At 71.4% G+C, this 15,560-nt stretch carries 12 protein-coding genes; 4 read left to right on the top strand and 8 right to left on the bottom strand.

The genetic code is table 11. From position 1 onward, the window contains the following. Nucleotides 1-2,388: a xanthine dehydrogenase molybdopterin binding subunit gene (gene xdhB / locus ACF1G2_RS00990; protein WP_391796172.1), complete on the bottom strand. Its 2,388-nt coding sequence runs from the start codon at nt 2,386-2,388 to the stop codon at nt 1-3. Next, nucleotides 2,385-3,902 carry a xanthine dehydrogenase small subunit gene (locus ACF1G2_RS00985; protein ID WP_391796171.1) on the bottom strand — a complete coding sequence of 506 codons (1,518 nt, stop codon included), beginning with the start codon at nt 3,900-3,902 and terminating at the stop codon, nt 2,385-2,387. The genes xdhB and ACF1G2_RS00985 overlap by 4 nt, the downstream gene beginning before the upstream one ends. 445 nt (nt 3,903-4,347) lie before the next feature. On the opposite strand from ACF1G2_RS00985, the gene ACF1G2_RS00980 reads away from it, so the two are divergent. Continuing rightward, nucleotides 4,348-5,139 (top strand): DUF4389 domain-containing protein, encoded by a 792-nt coding sequence (locus tag ACF1G2_RS00980; protein ID WP_391796170.1) that lies wholly within the window; start codon nt 4,348-4,350, stop codon nt 5,137-5,139. Nucleotides 5,140-5,262: 123 nt separating this feature from the next. Here ACF1G2_RS00980 and ACF1G2_RS00975 read toward each other — a convergent pair whose 3' ends face one another. Further along, a complete protein-coding gene (locus ACF1G2_RS00975) occupies nt 5,263-5,673 on the bottom strand; it encodes a VOC family protein (protein ID WP_391796169.1) in 411 nt (136 codons plus the stop codon). Nucleotides 5,674-5,921: 248 nt separating this feature from the next. On the opposite strand from ACF1G2_RS00975, the gene ACF1G2_RS00970 reads away from it, so the two are divergent. Next, nucleotides 5,922-7,346, top strand: coding sequence for a tetratricopeptide repeat protein (locus ACF1G2_RS00970; protein WP_391796168.1), 1,425 nt, complete (start codon nt 5,922-5,924; stop codon nt 7,344-7,346). 98 nt (nt 7,347-7,444) lie between these two features. Here the strand turns inward: ACF1G2_RS00970 and ACF1G2_RS00965 are convergent, their stop codons facing one another. The 5 genes from ACF1G2_RS00965 to ACF1G2_RS00945 form a co-directional block, all read right to left on the bottom strand. Further along, complete coding sequence (locus ACF1G2_RS00965) at nt 7,445-8,290, bottom strand: carbohydrate ABC transporter permease (RefSeq protein ID WP_391797003.1); 846 nt, start codon at nt 8,288-8,290, stop codon at nt 7,445-7,447. Nucleotides 8,291-8,304: 14 nt separating this feature from the next. Beyond that, nucleotides 8,305-9,669, bottom strand: a complete 1,365-nt coding sequence (locus ACF1G2_RS00960; RefSeq protein WP_391796167.1) for a carbohydrate ABC transporter permease — start codon at nt 9,667-9,669, stop codon at nt 8,305-8,307. Between the two features lie 10 nt (nt 9,670-9,679). Next, complete coding sequence (locus ACF1G2_RS00955; RefSeq protein WP_391796166.1) at nt 9,680-11,002, bottom strand: ABC transporter substrate-binding protein; 1,323 nt, start codon at nt 11,000-11,002, stop codon at nt 9,680-9,682. Then, nucleotides 10,999-12,654, bottom strand: a complete 1,656-nt coding sequence (locus tag ACF1G2_RS00950; protein ID WP_391796165.1) for a glycoside hydrolase family 13 protein — start codon at nt 12,652-12,654, stop codon at nt 10,999-11,001. The genes ACF1G2_RS00955 and ACF1G2_RS00950 overlap by 4 nt, the downstream gene beginning before the upstream one ends. 242 nt (nt 12,655-12,896) lie before the next feature. Continuing rightward, the gene (locus ACF1G2_RS00945; RefSeq protein ID WP_391796164.1) at nt 12,897-14,168 is read right to left on the bottom strand and encodes an ABC transporter substrate-binding protein; all 1,272 of its coding nucleotides are present in this window, start codon (nt 14,166-14,168) and stop codon (nt 12,897-12,899) included. Between the two features lie 123 nt (nt 14,169-14,291). Here ACF1G2_RS00945 and ACF1G2_RS00940 point away from each other — a divergent pair, with 123 nt between their 5' ends. Beyond that, nucleotides 14,292-14,807, top strand: coding sequence for a PadR family transcriptional regulator (locus tag ACF1G2_RS00940; protein ID WP_391796163.1), 516 nt, complete (start codon nt 14,292-14,294; stop codon nt 14,805-14,807). Then, nucleotides 14,804-15,559: an ABC transporter ATP-binding protein gene (locus ACF1G2_RS00935; RefSeq protein ID WP_391796162.1), complete on the top strand. Its 756-nt coding sequence runs from the start codon at nt 14,804-14,806 to the stop codon at nt 15,557-15,559. Before ACF1G2_RS00940 ends, ACF1G2_RS00935 begins: the two co-directional genes overlap by 4 nt. Nucleotide 15,560 lies beyond the last annotated feature (1 nt).

Raw genomic sequence — 15,560 nt, 5'->3', positions numbered from 1 at the left:
TCAGGCATGGCTCAACGAGGTCGCTCCGGCGGGGACTTCGCGAGCGCCGCCGGCCCTGGCGGCGCGCGCGGCCTCGACGGCCCAGTACACCGCCTCCGGCGTCGCGGGAGAGGCGAGTTCCACGCTGACCCCGGCCGGTCCGAACGCCGCGGCGGCCTCCCTCAGTGCCTCCCGTACGCAGAACGCCAGCATCAGCGGAGGCTCGCCCACCGCTTTGGAGCCGTAGACCGCGCCCTCCTCGGTGGCGTTCTCCAGCAGCGTCACGTGGAACTCCTCGGGCATCTCCGAGAAGCTCGGAAGCTTGTACGTGCTCGCCGCCTGGGTCAGCAGCCGACCGCGGTTCGGACCTTCCCCGGCGTCCCAGCGCAGGTCCTCCAGCGTCAGCCAGCCCGCGCCCTGGACGAAGCCGCCCTCCACCTGGCCGATGTCGATCATCGGGGACAGGCTGTCACCCACGTCGTGCACGATGTCCACCCGGCGGATGCGGTACGCACCGGTGAAGCCGTCCACCTCCACCTCGGCCGCGGCGGCGCCGTAGGAGAAGTACTTGAACGGCGAGCCCCGGAACGACTTCGCGTCCCAGTGCAGCCCCTCGGTCCGGTAGAAACCGGCCGCCGAGAGCTGGACCCGCTGGAAGTACGCGGTCCGCACCAGCTCGTCCCAGGCCAGCTCCCTGTCGTCGCCGAGGACGCGCGCGACGCCCCCGGCGATGCGCACGTCCGAGGCGTTCGCGCCCAGTTGGGTGCCCGCCACCCGCAGCAGCCGCTCGCGCAGCTGCTCGCAGGCGTTCTTCACCGCCGCGCCGTTGAGGTCCGCCCCGGAACTGGCGGCCGTGGCCGAGGTGTTGGGCACCTTGTCGGTACGTGTGGGAGCCAGCCGTACCTTGTGCAGCGGAATGCCCAGTGTGGTCGCGGCCACCTGCAGCATCTTGGTGTGCAGGCCCTGCCCCATCTCGGTGCCGCCGTGGTTGATCAGGACCGAGCCGTCCTTGTAGATCAGCACCAGCGCGCCGGCCTGGTTGAAGGCGGTGAGGTTGAACGAGATGCCGAACTTGATGCCGGTGATCGCGAGCGCCCGCTTGGTGTGCGCGTGCGACGCGTTGAAGGCCGCGATCTCCCGTCGGCGGTCGGCGAGGCCGGCGGCGTCCTGAACCTGGTTCCAGACGACGGAGATCCGCTCGGGCTGCGTGACCGGCTGCCCGTACGGCGTCGTCTGCCCCTGCCCGGGCCGGTAGAAGTTGCGCTCACGCAGCTCCGTCGGGTCCAGGCCGAGCAGCGGCGCGCACCGCCCCAGGATGTCCTCGATGACCAGCATGCCCTGCGGCCCGCCGAAGCCGCGGAAGGCGGTGTTGGAGACCTTGTGGGTCTTGGCGATGCGACCGGCCACGCGCGCGTGGGGAATCCAGTAGGTGTTGTCGATGTGGCACATCGCGCGGGCCACCACCGGCTCGGACAGGTCCAGGCTCCAGCCGCCGTCCGCGGTCAGGGTGGCGTCCAGCGCCTGGATGCGGCCGTCGGCGTCGAACCCGATCTTCCATGTGGCGTGGAACCCGTGCCGCTTGCCGGACATGGTCAGGTCCTGGGTCCGGTTGAGCCGCACCCGGACCGGCCGGCCGGTCAGCCTGGCGCCGAGCGCGGCGACGGCCGCGAACCCGTGCGGCTGCATCTCCTTGCCGCCGAATCCGCCGCCCATGCGCAGGCACTGCACGGTCACCTCGTGGCTGTGCAGGCCGAGGACGTGCGCGACGATCTCCTGCGTCTCCGAGGGGTGCTGGGTGCTGCTCTGGACGAACACCTGCCCGCTCTCGTCGACGAGGGCCAGCGCCGCGTGCGTCTCGAGATAGAAGTGCTCCTGGTCGGAGAACCGGAACTCCCCGGTGAACACGTGCGCGGAGTCGGCGAAGCCCGCGTCGACGTCGCCGGTCACCATGACGGGCCGTGCGCCGTGGAAGCTGCCGGCCGCGATGGCGTCCTGCAGCGTGATCAGGGAGGGCAGCTCGTCGAGCTCCACCTCGACGGCCGCCGCACCGAGACGGGCCGCCTCCAGCGTCTCGCCGAGCACCCAGGCGACCGCGTGGCCGTGGAACATGACCTCGTCGGGGAAGAGCGGTTCGTCGTGCTTCATCCCGGCGTCGTTGACGCCGGGCACGTCGGCGACGGTGAGCACGCGCACCACACCGGGGACGGCGAGCGCGGGCTCGGTGCGGAGCGCGGTGATCCTGCCGTGGGCCTTCATGACCTGCACGGGGTAGGCGTGCAGCACGTCCTTGGTACGGGAGACCAGGTCGTCGGTGTAGAGGGCGGCGCCCGTGACGTGCAGGCCGGCGCTCTCGTGCGGCAGCGGGACGCCGACGACCGGCTTCTCGGGACGTTCGGACAGATGACTCATGACGACACCGCCTCGGTGGTCTGTGCGTACAGCTTGAGCAGGCTCTGGCCGAGCATCGCCGATCGGTACTCGGCGCTGGCACGGTGATCGTCCATCGGCGTGCCCTGGGCCCGCAGCACCTGGGCCGCGGCCTCGACATGCTCCGCCGTCCAGGACCGGCCCTCCAGGGCGGCCTCGGTGGCGAGGGCGCGGATCGGGGTCGCGGCCACGCCGCCGAGGCCGATGCGTGCCTTGCGTACGATCCCGTCCTCGATGTCGAGCGCGAAGGCGACCGCCACGCTGGAGATGTCGTCGAACCGGCGCTTGGCGATCTTGTGGAAGGCCGTGACGGGCGACAGGGGCAGCGGGATGCGTACGGCCCGGATCAGCTCCCCGGGACGGCGCACGCTCTGCCGGTAGCCGGTGAAGTACTCGGCGAGCGGTACCTCGCGCTCACCGCCGGCGCCGGCGAGGACCACCGACGCCTCCAGCGCGAGCAGCACCGGCGGGGTGTCGCCGATGGGCGAGCCGGTACCGAGGTTGCCGCCGAGGGTCGCGCTGTTGCGGATGAGCCGCGAGGCGAACTGCGGGAACAGCTCGCCCAGGAGCGGGACGCGGCCGTCGAGACGTCGCTCGATCTCGGTCAGCGTCTGTGCCGCCCCGATCACGACGGAGTCGGATGCGACGCGCAGCTCCCGCAGTTCGGGCAGCCGGTCGACGGCGACCACGTAATCCGCCCTGCGGGAGCGGATGTTCACCTCCACGCCCCAGTCGGTGCTTCCCGCGACGACCACCGCGTCGGGCCGCTCGCCCAGCACTCGCAGCGCTTCGGCGAGGGTTCCCGGCCGCAGGAACGTGCTGTCGTCACGGGTGTACTCGGTGGCGACCGGTGCGGGCGGGGACTGTTCGCGGCGCCGGGCCAGCGGGTCGTCCTCGGCGGGCATGCCGACGGCGAACGCGGCGTCGCGGATCGGGCGGTAGCCGGTGCAGCGGCACAGGTTTCCGCTGAGGGAGTGCAGATCGAATCCGTTCGGTCCGTGCTCGGCGTCGGCACCGCCGGCCGCGTTCGTGCCCGCTCCCGGGTCCGTGCCCGCTCCCGAGTCCGCGGCGGCGTGCGCCCCCGCGCTCGCGCAGCGGTCCGGCCGGTAGTACTCCGAGGCCATGCTGCAGACGAACCCCGGTGTGCAGTACCCGCATTGGGACCCGCCGCGGACCGCCATCTCCTCCTGCACCGGGTGCAGTGCGGGCGGCATGCCGGGCTCGCGGGGGGTGGCGAGACCTTCGGAGGTGACGACCTCCTGACCGTCGAGCGCCGCGACCGGGACCAGGCACGCGTTGACCGCCACCCAGTCCGTCGGCTTGTCCACCCCGGGGCGGGCCACCAGGACCGAACAGGCGCCGCACTCGCCCTCGGCGCAGCCCTCCTTGGTCCCGGTGAGGCCGCGCTCGCGCAGGAAGTCCAGCACGGTGGTGTGGGGAGCGGCCGGCGAGATCGGTGTTCCGTTCCCGTTGACCGTGATCCGCGCCTCTACCACGGCAGACCCCCGTTCCGGCGCACGGTCGACGTGTACATCCCTGTAGTCATGTCAGGAGCTTCCTCGTTCGGTTGCGCAGCGCGATGACCCGGAGCGCGCGCGTCGGCACGCAGCGGCGTGCCGCAGGCGGTAACAGAAATCGAGAGAGACCGGGGCCGCAATCGGGCACGCCGGGAAAGAGGCTGCTAGCAGCCGTGTGCTACGCGCCCGGGAGCCCAGGCGATCTCGTGAGCGAGGCGAATCTGCGCGGAGATGGTCGACATCCGGCTTCGCCTCCTTCCATCGGCTCACGGGCGGGTGCGCTGAAACTACGACGCCACAGGTCGATCGGTCAACCGGCGCGGTGGCGGACGCTGGTCCTGGTGGCCCACGTCGTGGTGCGGGGACCGGCCGTCCGCGACACCATCGAGATGACCCTGGCAACCAGGAGGAGACGGAGGCGTCCATGGCGACCGGTTGGGGACCTCGTTCTTCGGTCGACGACGAGGAAGGCGAGTGGCGCCCGCCGCTGGACGTGCCGCCGCCGGGGCGGCAGCGCCGGTGGACGGTGCTGCTGCGCTGGCTGCTGCTCGTCCCACAGTTCGTCGTCGTCCTCCTGCTCTCGATCGCCGCCTTCTTCGTCACGATCGCGGGCTGGTTCAGCGCCCTGGTGCTGGGGCGGCTGCCCGAGCCGATCGCCTCGTTCCTCGGCTCGGTACTCGCCTATCAGACCCGGGTCTCCGCCAGCGCCGCGCTGCTCGTCGACCGCTACCCGCCGTTCGCGTTCGACGCCCCCGACTACCCGGTGCAGATCGAGCTGCGCAGCACCCCGCTCAACCGTCTGGCGGTGTTCTTCCGGCTCATCCTGATGATCCCGGCAGCGATCGTCAGCAGCCTGGCGCAGTCCGGCTGGTTCGCGATCAGCTGGGTGTTCTGGCTGATCGGCATCGTCCTGGGGCGCCTGCCCGAGCCGGTCTTCGGTGCGACGGCGGCGGTCGTCCGGTACCGGATGAGGCTGTCCGCCTACGTGATGATGCTGACGCCCGTGTACCCGAAGGGAATCCTGGGCGACGCCCCCGCTCCCGCCGGAGCTCCGGCGCGCTCCGCCACCCGGCCGCTCCGCCTGGGCACGGGTGCGCAGGTACTGGTCTGGCTCTTCCTGCTGCTCGGACTGGCCGGCCATCTGACGTCAGGAACCGTCCAGAGCGACATGGACGACGACCGGGCGGACGCGCCCGCCGTGTCGGTGGCGCGCTGACCTTCCGGTATCCACCCGGCCGGGGCCGGGTGACCCCTTGAGGTCCACCCGTCCGGTCCACGGTGAGGACGGCGCGTCGGCGATCCCGTCGGGCGCCGACGCGTCGACGACGCGGGGTCCGGGTCACTGCTCGCTGATGTTGACCATCCACGTGATGCCGAACTGGTCCGTGCACATGCCGAACACATCGCCCCACATCTGCTTTTCCAGGGGGACGGACACGGTGCCACCGGCGGAGAGCTTGTCCCAGTAACCGCGCAGCTCCGCCGCGTCGACGCCGCTCAGGCTCACGGCGAAGTTGTTCCCGGGCGTGTGCTCGCTCCCGGGCGGGTTGTCGGCGGCCATCAGGGTGAAGCCGCCGGTGCTCTCCAGCATGCCGTGCATGATCTTGTCGGAGTATCCGGGCGGCGCCTCGGCGCCGAAGTCGCCGTAGGTGTTGAGGCTCAGGGTGCCGCCGAGGACCTCCTTGTAGAACTCCAGGGCTTGCTTCGCTTCACCGGAGTACGTGATGTAGGGATTGAGGCGAGACGCCACAAGAGGCTCCTTTCGTGACGCGTGGTCGGTGCGGGGAGCCTATGCGCGGTCGCGGTGGATTCGAACGACGTGAGGGTCGTGGTCACTCGCCTGGGCGCAGGCGCAGACCTCACGGGGCCCGGGCCCGCCCGGCCCGGACGGGTCACCTGTTCAGGGACTGTGCGAGGCGGCGTACAACTGGCTCCATGGGGAGGGGCGTCCGCCGTTGCGGCGCCGATCCGATGGCTCTCGTGACGAGGTGATCAGCGTTGGCGACCGACCGGTACGGTCACGACTTGTACAACGGCTCAGCAGAGGCCGCCGCGCACCTGGACCGTGCCGTGGAGGAGCTGCTCTTCTTCCGCCCCGCGGTGGTCGGTGCCGTCGACGGCCTCCTCGGGGCCGCCCCCGGCTCGCCGGTGGCTCAGGCGTTCGGCGCCTATCTGGGAGTCCTCGGCACGGAGCCGGCGGACGCCGCCGAGGCGCGGCGGAGATTCGGCGGGTTCGTCTCCGGGCTCGACGTGACCGGGCTGCCCCTGCGGGAGCGACTGCACACGGAGGCCGCCGGCAGTCTGCTCGCGGGGGATCTGCGGCGGGGGAGTGCCGTGCTCGAGGAGCTGACGGTGGCCTTTCCCCGCGACGCGCTCGCGCTCTTCGTCGGGCATCAGCTCGACTTCCTCACCGGTGACGCCCCGCGGCTGCGGGACAGGATCGGCGGCGCCCTCTCCGCCTGGGAGGAGGACGACCCTCACCTGGGCCCGCTGCTCGGCATGTACGCCTTCGGCCTGGAGGAGTCCGGGCACTACACCCACGCCCGGGAGACGGGATCGGCCGCGGTCGAGCGGAACCGGCACGACGTGTGGGCCATCCACGCCGTCGTGCACACCTACGAGATGCAGGGCCGCTTCTCCGAGGGCATCGCGTTTCTCGACGCGCGCAGCGGAGACTGGTCCGGAGGCAACTTCCTCACGGTCCACAACTGGTGGCACTACGCGCTCTACGCCCTGGAGGCGGGCGACACCGGCACCGCGCTGGACATCTACGACGCGGCCCTGCACAACGAGGAGTCCAGAGGGCTGGCCATGGAACTCCTCGACGCGGCAGCCATGTTGTGGCGTTTCCGCCTCGCGGGCTCCGACCAGACCCGCCGGTGGGAGGCGCTCGCGGACGCCTGGTCGGCGCGGTGCGACCCTCCGTTCTACGCCTTCAACGACGTGCACGCCGTCATGTCCTACGTCGGCGCCGGCCGGGTCGCGGACGCGCGGCGGCTGATCGCCGACCGGCGGCGCTGGCTGGCGGAGCCGGGCGCGGACGTGGTCACCAACCACGCGATGACCGCGAACGTGGGGCTGCCGGTGTGCGAGGCGCTGGTCGCCCACGCCGCGGGGGACCACGACGCCACCGTGGAACTGCTGTGGCCGGTGCGCCGGAGACTCCACGAGTACGGCGGCAGCCACGCCCAGCGCGACGCGATCCAGAAGACCCTCGTCGAAGCCGCCCTGAAGTCCGGGCGGCACGACGCGGCGCGGGTCCTCATCAGCGAACGGACCGCGCTGCGCCCGCACAGCCCGTACAACTGGCTGAGCAGGGCCCGCCTCGCGGACGCCCTGGGCGATGCCGCGCAGGCCGCCGTCGCCCGCGAGCGGGCCGGCCGGCTCGGCCGGGCCGGGGACCTCACGACCGACCGGTTCTGAGGCGGTCGATCTCGTGCCAGGCGGGGACAAGGGCCGGCCGGCCGGTGGCAGTTGACCCCCGTGCAACACCACCGACCGCCCGGCCCCGCCCCCTGCCGTCACTTCACCGAGCCCGCCATCACCCCCTGCACGAAGTGCCGCTGGAAGGCGAAGAAGACCACCACCGGCACGATGAGCGAGAGGAAGGCCCCCGGCGCCAGGACGTCGATGTTGCTGCCGAACTGCCGTACCTGCGACTGCAGTTCCACCGTCAGCGGCTGCGACGAGCTGTCGGCGAAGAGCAGCGCCACGAGCATGTCGTTCCAGACCCACAGGAACTGGAAGATCGCCAGGCTCGCGATCGCCGGCCGGCCGACCGGGAGCACGAGCCGCGTGAAGATCCGCCACTCGCCGCCGCCGTCCATGCGCGCCGCCTCCAGCATCTCGCGCGGGATGTCCGCGAAGTAGTTGCGCAGCAGGAACACGGCGAACGGCAGCCCGTAGGCGACGTGGAAGAGCACCACGCCCGGGATCGTGCCGAACAGCCCCAGCTGCCCGAACAGCTTCGCCACCGGGAGCAGACCCACCTGCACGGGCACCACGAGCAGCGCCACCACGCCCAGGAAGATCCAGTCCCGGCCCGGGAACTCCAGCCAGGCGAAGGCGTATCCGGCGAGCGCCGCGACGACCACGACCAGGACGGTCGTCGGCACCGAGATCAGCACGGTGTTCCAGAAGGCCTGGGTGATGCCCGCGTTGCCCAGGAGGGCGGTGTAGTTGTCCACGGACAGCTCACCGGGTCCGGTCAGCGCCGTCCACCAGCCGCTCGCGGCGTTGTCGCTCGCCGAGCGCAGCGAGGACAGCAGCAGCCCGGCGACCGGGGTCACCCAGATCAGGCCGACGACGGCCAGGAAAGCCTGGACCAGACCGTTGCCCAGCCAGCGGCGCAGCCGGCCGCCCGGCATCGTGGCGGTCGCACTCATGACTGACTCCTGCGGAAGCGGCGGACGTTGAACACCATCGCGGGGATCACCAGGAGCAGGAGCAGGACGCCCAGCGCGCTGCCGAGCCCCTGGTCGTTGCCGCCGCCGAAGGACACCAGCCACATCTGGGTGGCCAGTACGGTGGCGTCCTCCTGCACCGGCCCCGGCGCGATGATGTAGATCAGGTCGAAGACCTTCATCACATTGATCACCAGCGTCACGAAGACGACGGTCAGCACGGGCGCCAGCAGGGGGACGGTGATCCGCCGGAAGACCTGCCACTCGTTCGCGCCGTCCATCCGGGCCGCCTCCAGCGCGTCGCGCGGCAGGGACGAGAGTCCGGCGCCGATGAGCACCATCGCGAAGCCCGTCCAGATCCACAGGTACGCGCCGATGATCGCCGGAGTGACCAGGGCGGGACCGAGCCAGGAGACACCCTCGTAGGGCGGCGCGAAGTTCTCCGCCGGCAGCCGGACGGTGTAGGCGCCCGGCTCCAGGCCGGTGAGGCGGAACGATCCGTCGGCCGCCGTGGTCGCGGTGGCGACGGTCCTCCCGTCACGTACCGCCTGCACCGTCATGTCGGGCAGCCCCCGCTCCGCGGTGTCGATCGCGCCCGGACGCCCTCCACCGCCTGGCGTGAAGTCCAGGTAGACGGCGCCGGCCACGTCCTGCGGACCGGCCTTCCCGGCCGCCGCCGGCTCGGCCCCCGCGGGCAGTTCCTTGGGCGGTACGCCGACGAAGCCGAGGGCGATGCTCTGCCCGGGGGAGACCGTGCGGGACGTTCCGTACGAGCCGTCCTGCCCCCGGTCGAGCCCCTGGTCCTCGCGGGCCCGGGCGGTCGGGTACGACGACGCGTCCTGGAAAGCGTCGTGGACGCCGACCACGGCCGCGTTCAGCACGCCCTTGTCCGGGTCCTCCTCGTACGCGAGGCGGAAGATGATGCCCGCCGCCAGGAAGGAGACGGCCATCGGCATGAAGAGCAGCAGCTTGAACGCCGTCGCCCAGCGGACCTTCTCCACCAGCACCGCGAGGATCAGCCCGAGGCCGGTCAGCAGGGTCGGCGCGACGACCACCCAGACGGCGCTGTTGCGGATCGCGGTCAGTGTGGCCGGATCGCGGAACATCTCCGCGTAGTTGTCCCCGCCGACGAAGCGCGTCCCGGACGCGTCGAAGAAGCTGCGGCCCACGGAGAACAGCACGGGGTAGACGACCAGTGCGCCGAGCAGCAGCAGCGCCGGCAGCACGAAGGTGACGGCGGCGACCCGCCGGCGGCGCCGGGCCCGGGCCCGCGGACTGCTGTCCCGCCGACCGTCCCCGGCGGCGTCGACCCGGGGCGGCGGGGGAGCGGTGGCTGTGGACATGACCGCCGCCTCAGTTCTTGTACGCCTTGGCCGCCGCGCCCTCCAGCGCCGCGGCCGTGGCGGCCGGGTTCGACGGGTCGCGCAGGAAGTCCTGGAGGATCTTCCACTCGCCCACGCCCTTGGTGCCGCCGAAGGCCGCCGGGGCCTGGTCCGACATGTCGAAGCGCACCGAATCCCCGGCGTCGATCAGCGACTTGGCCGTCTCGCGCAGCGTGTCGTCGCCGTAGGAGGCGAGGTCGAGCTTCTTGTTCGGCGAGAGGAAACCGCCGGCCTCGGCCCACACGGCCGCCGCCTCCGGCGTCGCGAGGAACTCCAGGAACGCCGTCGCGGCCTTCTGGTTCTTGCCGTCCTTCAGGACGACGGCCGCGTCACCACCGCTGACCACCGGAGCCGTGCCGCCCGCGACCGCCGGGAAGGGGAAGAAGGCGGCGTCCTCGCCGATCTTCCTGCCGAACTGGTCCTTGGCGATGCCGGCGACGAAGTCGCCCTCGTACACCATGCCCGCCTCGGGCTTCGGTCCGAAGACCTTCTCGACGGAGCCGGGGAAGTCGGTGCCCAGCGCCCCCTTCTGGCCGCCCGCGATCAGCTTCTTGTCGGAGAAGAGCGCCCCGAGGGTGGTCAGGGCCTTCACCACGGTGGGATCGGTCCACGCGATCTCGTGCCGGGCGAGCCGGTCGTACTTCTCCGGGCCGGCCTGGGACAGGTAGATGTTCTCGAACCAGTCGGTGAGGGTCCAGCCGTCCTCGCCGGCGACCGCGAAGGCCGGCAGGCCGGAGTCGGAGACGGCCTGACCGCTTCTGAGCATCTCCTCGTACGACTTCGGCGGCACCACTCCCGCCTGTTCGAACGCCTCGGGGCTGTACCAGACGGTCGACTTGTGGGCGGCCTTGAAGTAAAGGCCGTAGAGGGTGCCGTCCACGGAGCCGTAGTTCTTCCACACCGGCGCGTAGTTGGCGTCGACGGACTTCTTCGTGGTCTCGGACAGCGGCCTGAGCCACTTCTGCTCGGCGAACTGCTGGAGCACTCCGACCTGGGGGACCATCACCACGTCGGGGGCGTTGCCGCCCTCGATCTTGCTGCCGACGACGGTGGAGACGTTGTCGCCGGTGGACACGAACCGGGTCTTCGCGCCGGTCTTCTCCGTGAAGGCGTCCAGCACCTTCTGGAAGTTCTTCTGCTCGGCGCCCGACCAGACGCCGGCCACGTCGAGGGTCTGGCCGGACAGTTCCTTGCTGCCGCCGCCGGCGCTCACGGCTCCTCCGCCGCACGCGGTCGCGGCGAGCGCCAGGGCGAGTGCGGAGCAGCAGGCCGTCGTCATCCGTCGTATGGTCATCGCGGTCCCTCCAGGGTGGTGTCGTCGCTGATCCACCAGGCGGCGGTGGATCCGGGAAGTACGCCGGTCGGGCAGGGCCCGCTGGACAGCAGCGGGGCGCCGGAGACCGGGGCGGGCACCGGAGCGGTGCCGAAGTTGACGGCGCAGACGAGTCCGTCACCGCGCACGAAGGCCAGCACACCGGGCGGTGCGTCCAGCCAGCGCAAGGTGCCCTCGCCCAGCTGCGGCAGACCGTGCCGCAGCTGAAGGCCGTCGCGGTACAGGTGCCAGAACGAGCGGGTGTCGGCCAGCGCCCGGTCGGTGGCGTGCTCGGCGAACCAGCCGGGCTGCGGCAGCCACGGCTTGGCGCTCTCCGCCCCCGTGCTGAAGCCGAAGGGAGAGGCGTGCCCCGACCATGGCAGCGGCACGCGGCAGCCGTCGCGGATCCGGGCCCGGCTGCCGGTGCGCCGGAATATCGGGTCGGTGAGCACCTCGTCCGGCAGGTCCACGACCTCCGGCAGGCCCAGCTCCTCGCCCTGGTAGATGTACGCGGCGCCGGGCAGGGCCAGCATCAGCAGGGCGGCCGCGCGCGCCCGGGCGGCCCCGAGCCCGCTGCCCTCGGTGCCGGACTCGCCGTACCGGGTGACCGTGCGCACCTGGTCGTGGTTGTTGAGCACCCAGGTGACGGTGGAGCCGGTGCCCGCGATGTCGCGCATCGCCTCGTCGATGACCTTGCGGAAGGCGTCGGCGTCCCAGGGCGCGCCCAGCAGGTCGAAGAAGAACGCCTGGTGCAGTTCGTCGGGGCGGACGTACTCGGCGTGTTCACGGGCGGTCGGCACCGACACCTCGCCGACGAGGAGCCGCTCGTGCCCGTCGCGGGCCGTGTACTCCTCGCACACGGACCGCCAGTGGCGCCATACGTCGTGCACCTCGGGCTGGTTCCAGGCGAGCGGGTTGACCGAGTCGCGGGTACGGGCGTCGGCCTCCGGGTCGGGGGAGTCCGGCAGCGCGGGGTGCTTGAAGAGGCCGGCCGCCACGTCGATGCGGAATCCGTCGACGCCACGGTCGAGCCAGAAGCGCAGGGCGTGGTCGAAGTGGGCGCCGACCTCGGGGTTGCGCCAGTTCAGGTCCGGCTGTTCGGGGGTGAACATGTGCAGGTACCACTGGCCGGGCGTGCCGTCCGGCTCGGTGATCCTGGTCCAGGCCGGGCCGCCGAACATGGCGTGCCAGTTGTTGGGCGGCAGCTCGCCGTCCGGGCCGCGGCCCTCGGCGAAGTGGAAGCGGGCGCGGGCCTCGCTGCCGGGGCCGGCCGCGAGGGCCTCGCGGAACCAGACGTGGTCGCTGGAGCAGTGGTTGGGGACGATGTCCAGGAGCACCTTGACGCCCAGCCGGCGGGCGTCGGCGACCAGCAGACCGAACTCGGCGAGGTCGCCGAAGACGGGGTCCACGTCGCAGTAGTCGGCGACGTCGTAGCCGTGGTCGTGCTGCGGCGACGGGTAGAAGGGGCTCAGCCAGATGCCGTCGACCCCGAGCTTCTTGAGGTAGGGAAGACCGGCCCGGACACCGGCGAGATCGCCGATGCCGTCGCCGGTGCTGTCCAGGAAGCTGCGGACGTACACCTGGTAGATCACCGCGTCGCGCCACCAGTGACGGCGGCTGGGGGCTGTGAGCATCACCCGTTGACCTGTATTTCTGCGTGAAGGGGTGCGCGCCACCCAGAATGGGCAGCTGTTATGCATGCATGTTAAGTAGGTGTGTCGCGGGGGTGTCAATGAAGCTGCCGAAAAACGGTGCTTGTTGGGGATTTATGCCCTGCTTTGTCCCGATCGCGAGGGCGTGCAGTTCCGCATGCTGATACCTAACAGGTATGTAGATCGCCAGAAGGGGGTGCGGAGGTGAGAGGGTGCTGAAGGCGTCAGCGACGACCGGCGATGGCCGCGAGCTCGTCCGCGAGCCGGCGTACCGCGGCCTCGGGTGTCTGGTGCTGAGCCATCGCGTCATGGACCACGGCCTGCACGGCGAGGCTCACCTGCTCGTAGTGCGGGCTCTTGGGGCGCGGCGCGGCCGCGAGCACACTCGCCCGCAGCGCGGGCAGATAAGGGAAGCGCGCCACCAGCGCGGGATCCCCGTACAGCGCGGCCCGCACCGGTGGCAGGGCGCCCTCGCTCAGGACGCGGCGCTGCACCCGCTCGCTCGTGAGGTACGCGATCAGGTCACGCGCCGACTCCGGGTGCCGGGCATGGCTGCTCACGGCCAGATTCGACCCGCCCAGCACGCTCGTGCCCGCCCTCCCCGGGCCCGGCAACGGCACCGCGCCGAACTTCCCGGCGACCTTGGACTGGGCGCCCGAGGCGCCGGCGTACGCGTACGGCCAGTTGCGCAGGAAGAGCAGCCGGCCGTCCTGGAACGCCTGCCGGGACTCCTCCTCCTTGTACGTCAGGGCTTCCTCCGGGATCCAGCCGTCCCGCACACCGCGGGCGAGGAACCCCAGCCCCTCCCGGGCGGCCGCCGAGTCGACCGTGACCCGCTCGCCCTCGTCGCCGAGGATCGTCCCGCCGGCCGAGTACACCGCCTCCGCGGCGTTGACCGTCAGCCCCTCGTACGGCAGGAACTGGCCCGCGTAGCCGCCCAGGCCGTACTCCGGGGCGACGGTCCGGGCCTGCCGCTCCAGCTCCGCCCAGGTCCGCGGCGGGCGCTGCCCCTCGCGGTCGAGCACGTCCTTGCGGTAGAAGAGCATCCCCGCGTTGGTCACGTACGGGACGGCGTACAGCCCTCCGTCGTACGTGGCCGTGTCCACCACCGGCGGCAGGAAGCTCTCCAGCGGGAAGCGCCCGCGCTCCAGCGGTGCGATCCATCCCGCCGCGGCGAACTCCGACGTCCACGCCACATCGATGTTGAGCAGGTCGAACCTGCCCTCGCCGGACCTGAGATCCGTGATCATCTGGGCCCGGGTCTCGTCGGCCGAGTCCGGCAGCTCGACCAGGGTGACCCTCTCGGCCGGATGCGCGCGGTTCCAGCCCTCCAGGACGGGGCCGAGATAGCCGGTGAGATCGCCGGCCGTGGCCAGCGTCATCGGGCCGCGCCCGCCCGCGGGCTCCCCGCCGGACGGGACACCGGCAGCGATGTAACCCGTCAGTACGACCGCGAGCGCCAGGAGACCCCTACCCGCGGCACGCATCCACCGCATAGGTTCCTCCCAGAGCACCGCGCCGTACACCTTCGTCCGACGACAGGGCATGTATACCCGTTAGGCATGGGCGATACTAGAGCCCAGATCACACCGGGAGCACGCCAAGGGAGGACAGCACGGGTGCGCCTTCCCCTTCTCGCCCTCCTGGCCAGGGGCCCTGCCCACGGGTACGAGCTCAAGCAGGACCTTGAGCAACTGCTGGGCGCCGCGTACCCTCCCACCAACGTCGGGCAGATCTACGTCACGCTCGGACGGCTGGAGAAGTCCGGGCTGATCGAGGGCGAGGAGATCGCCCAGGAGAGCCGCCCCAACAAGAAGATCTACCGCCTCACCGACGCCGGGCAGGAAGCACTGCGCGGCTGGTTCGACGAGACGGCGGACGAACCGAGGGTCCGCGACGAGTTCTTCATGAAGCTCGCCCTGGCCCCGCGCACCGGTCTCGCCGACCAGATCGCCCTCATCAACAAGCAGCGACGCGAGTACCTCACCACCATGCGCAACCTGTCCAAGCTGGCCGCCACCGAGAACCGGGACAACCGCATCGCCCACCTGCTCATCGAGGGCGCCATGCTGCACCTCCAGGCCGACCTCGACTGGCTGGAGCGCTGCCAGGAGGAACTGGAGGAGCTGCAATGACGGACTCCGCCATACCCGTGCCGCTCGTGCACGCCGAAGGCCTCGTCAAGACCCACCACGGCGAGGGCGCGCCCGCGCACGCCGTCCGCAGGGTGGACCTGACGGTGCGGCGCGGCGAGTTCGTCGCGATCACCGGGCCCTCGGGCGCGGGCAAGTCCACCCTGCTCCATCTGCTCGGCGGCCTCCAGCGTCCCGACAGCGGATCGCTCCGGCTCGACGGCGAGAGCACGGACGGCTGGACCGAGGCGCGCTGGGCGGTGGAACGGCGCCGCCGCATCGGCATCGTCTTCCAGTTCTTCAACCTCGTCTCCAACCTCACCGTCGCCGACAACGTCGAACTCCCCGCCCTCCTCGCCGGCACCTCCGCCAAGCGGGCCCGCGCCGAACGCGAGAAGCTCCTTGCCGAGCTGGGCCTCGACAGCAAGGCACGCAGCATGCCCGGCGAGCTCTCCGGCGGCGAACAGCAACGCGTCGCCCTCGCCCGTGCCCTGGTCAACCAGCCTCGGCTGCTCCTCGCCGACGAACCGGCCGGCAGCCTCGACAGCAAGGGCACCCGCGAGGTCATGCGCCAGCTCGCCCGGCTGCACGAGCGCGGCCAGACCATCGTGCTCGTCACCCACGACGCGCGGCTCGCCAGCGCGGCGGACCGGGTGATCAGCTTCTTCGACGGCCGGATAGCCGACGACGCCGAACTGGGCGGCACGCCGCCGCGCGGCACCGGCCTCGCCGGCGTACTGGAACTCAAGGACTGAC

The organism is Streptomyces sp. NPDC013457 (genome assembly GCF_043089925.1).
Lineage (GTDB): Bacteria > Actinomycetota > Actinomycetes > Streptomycetales > Streptomycetaceae > Streptomyces.
Note: the sequence above shows the minus strand (reverse complement) of the source record. Positions and strands in the feature narration are given on the sequence as shown.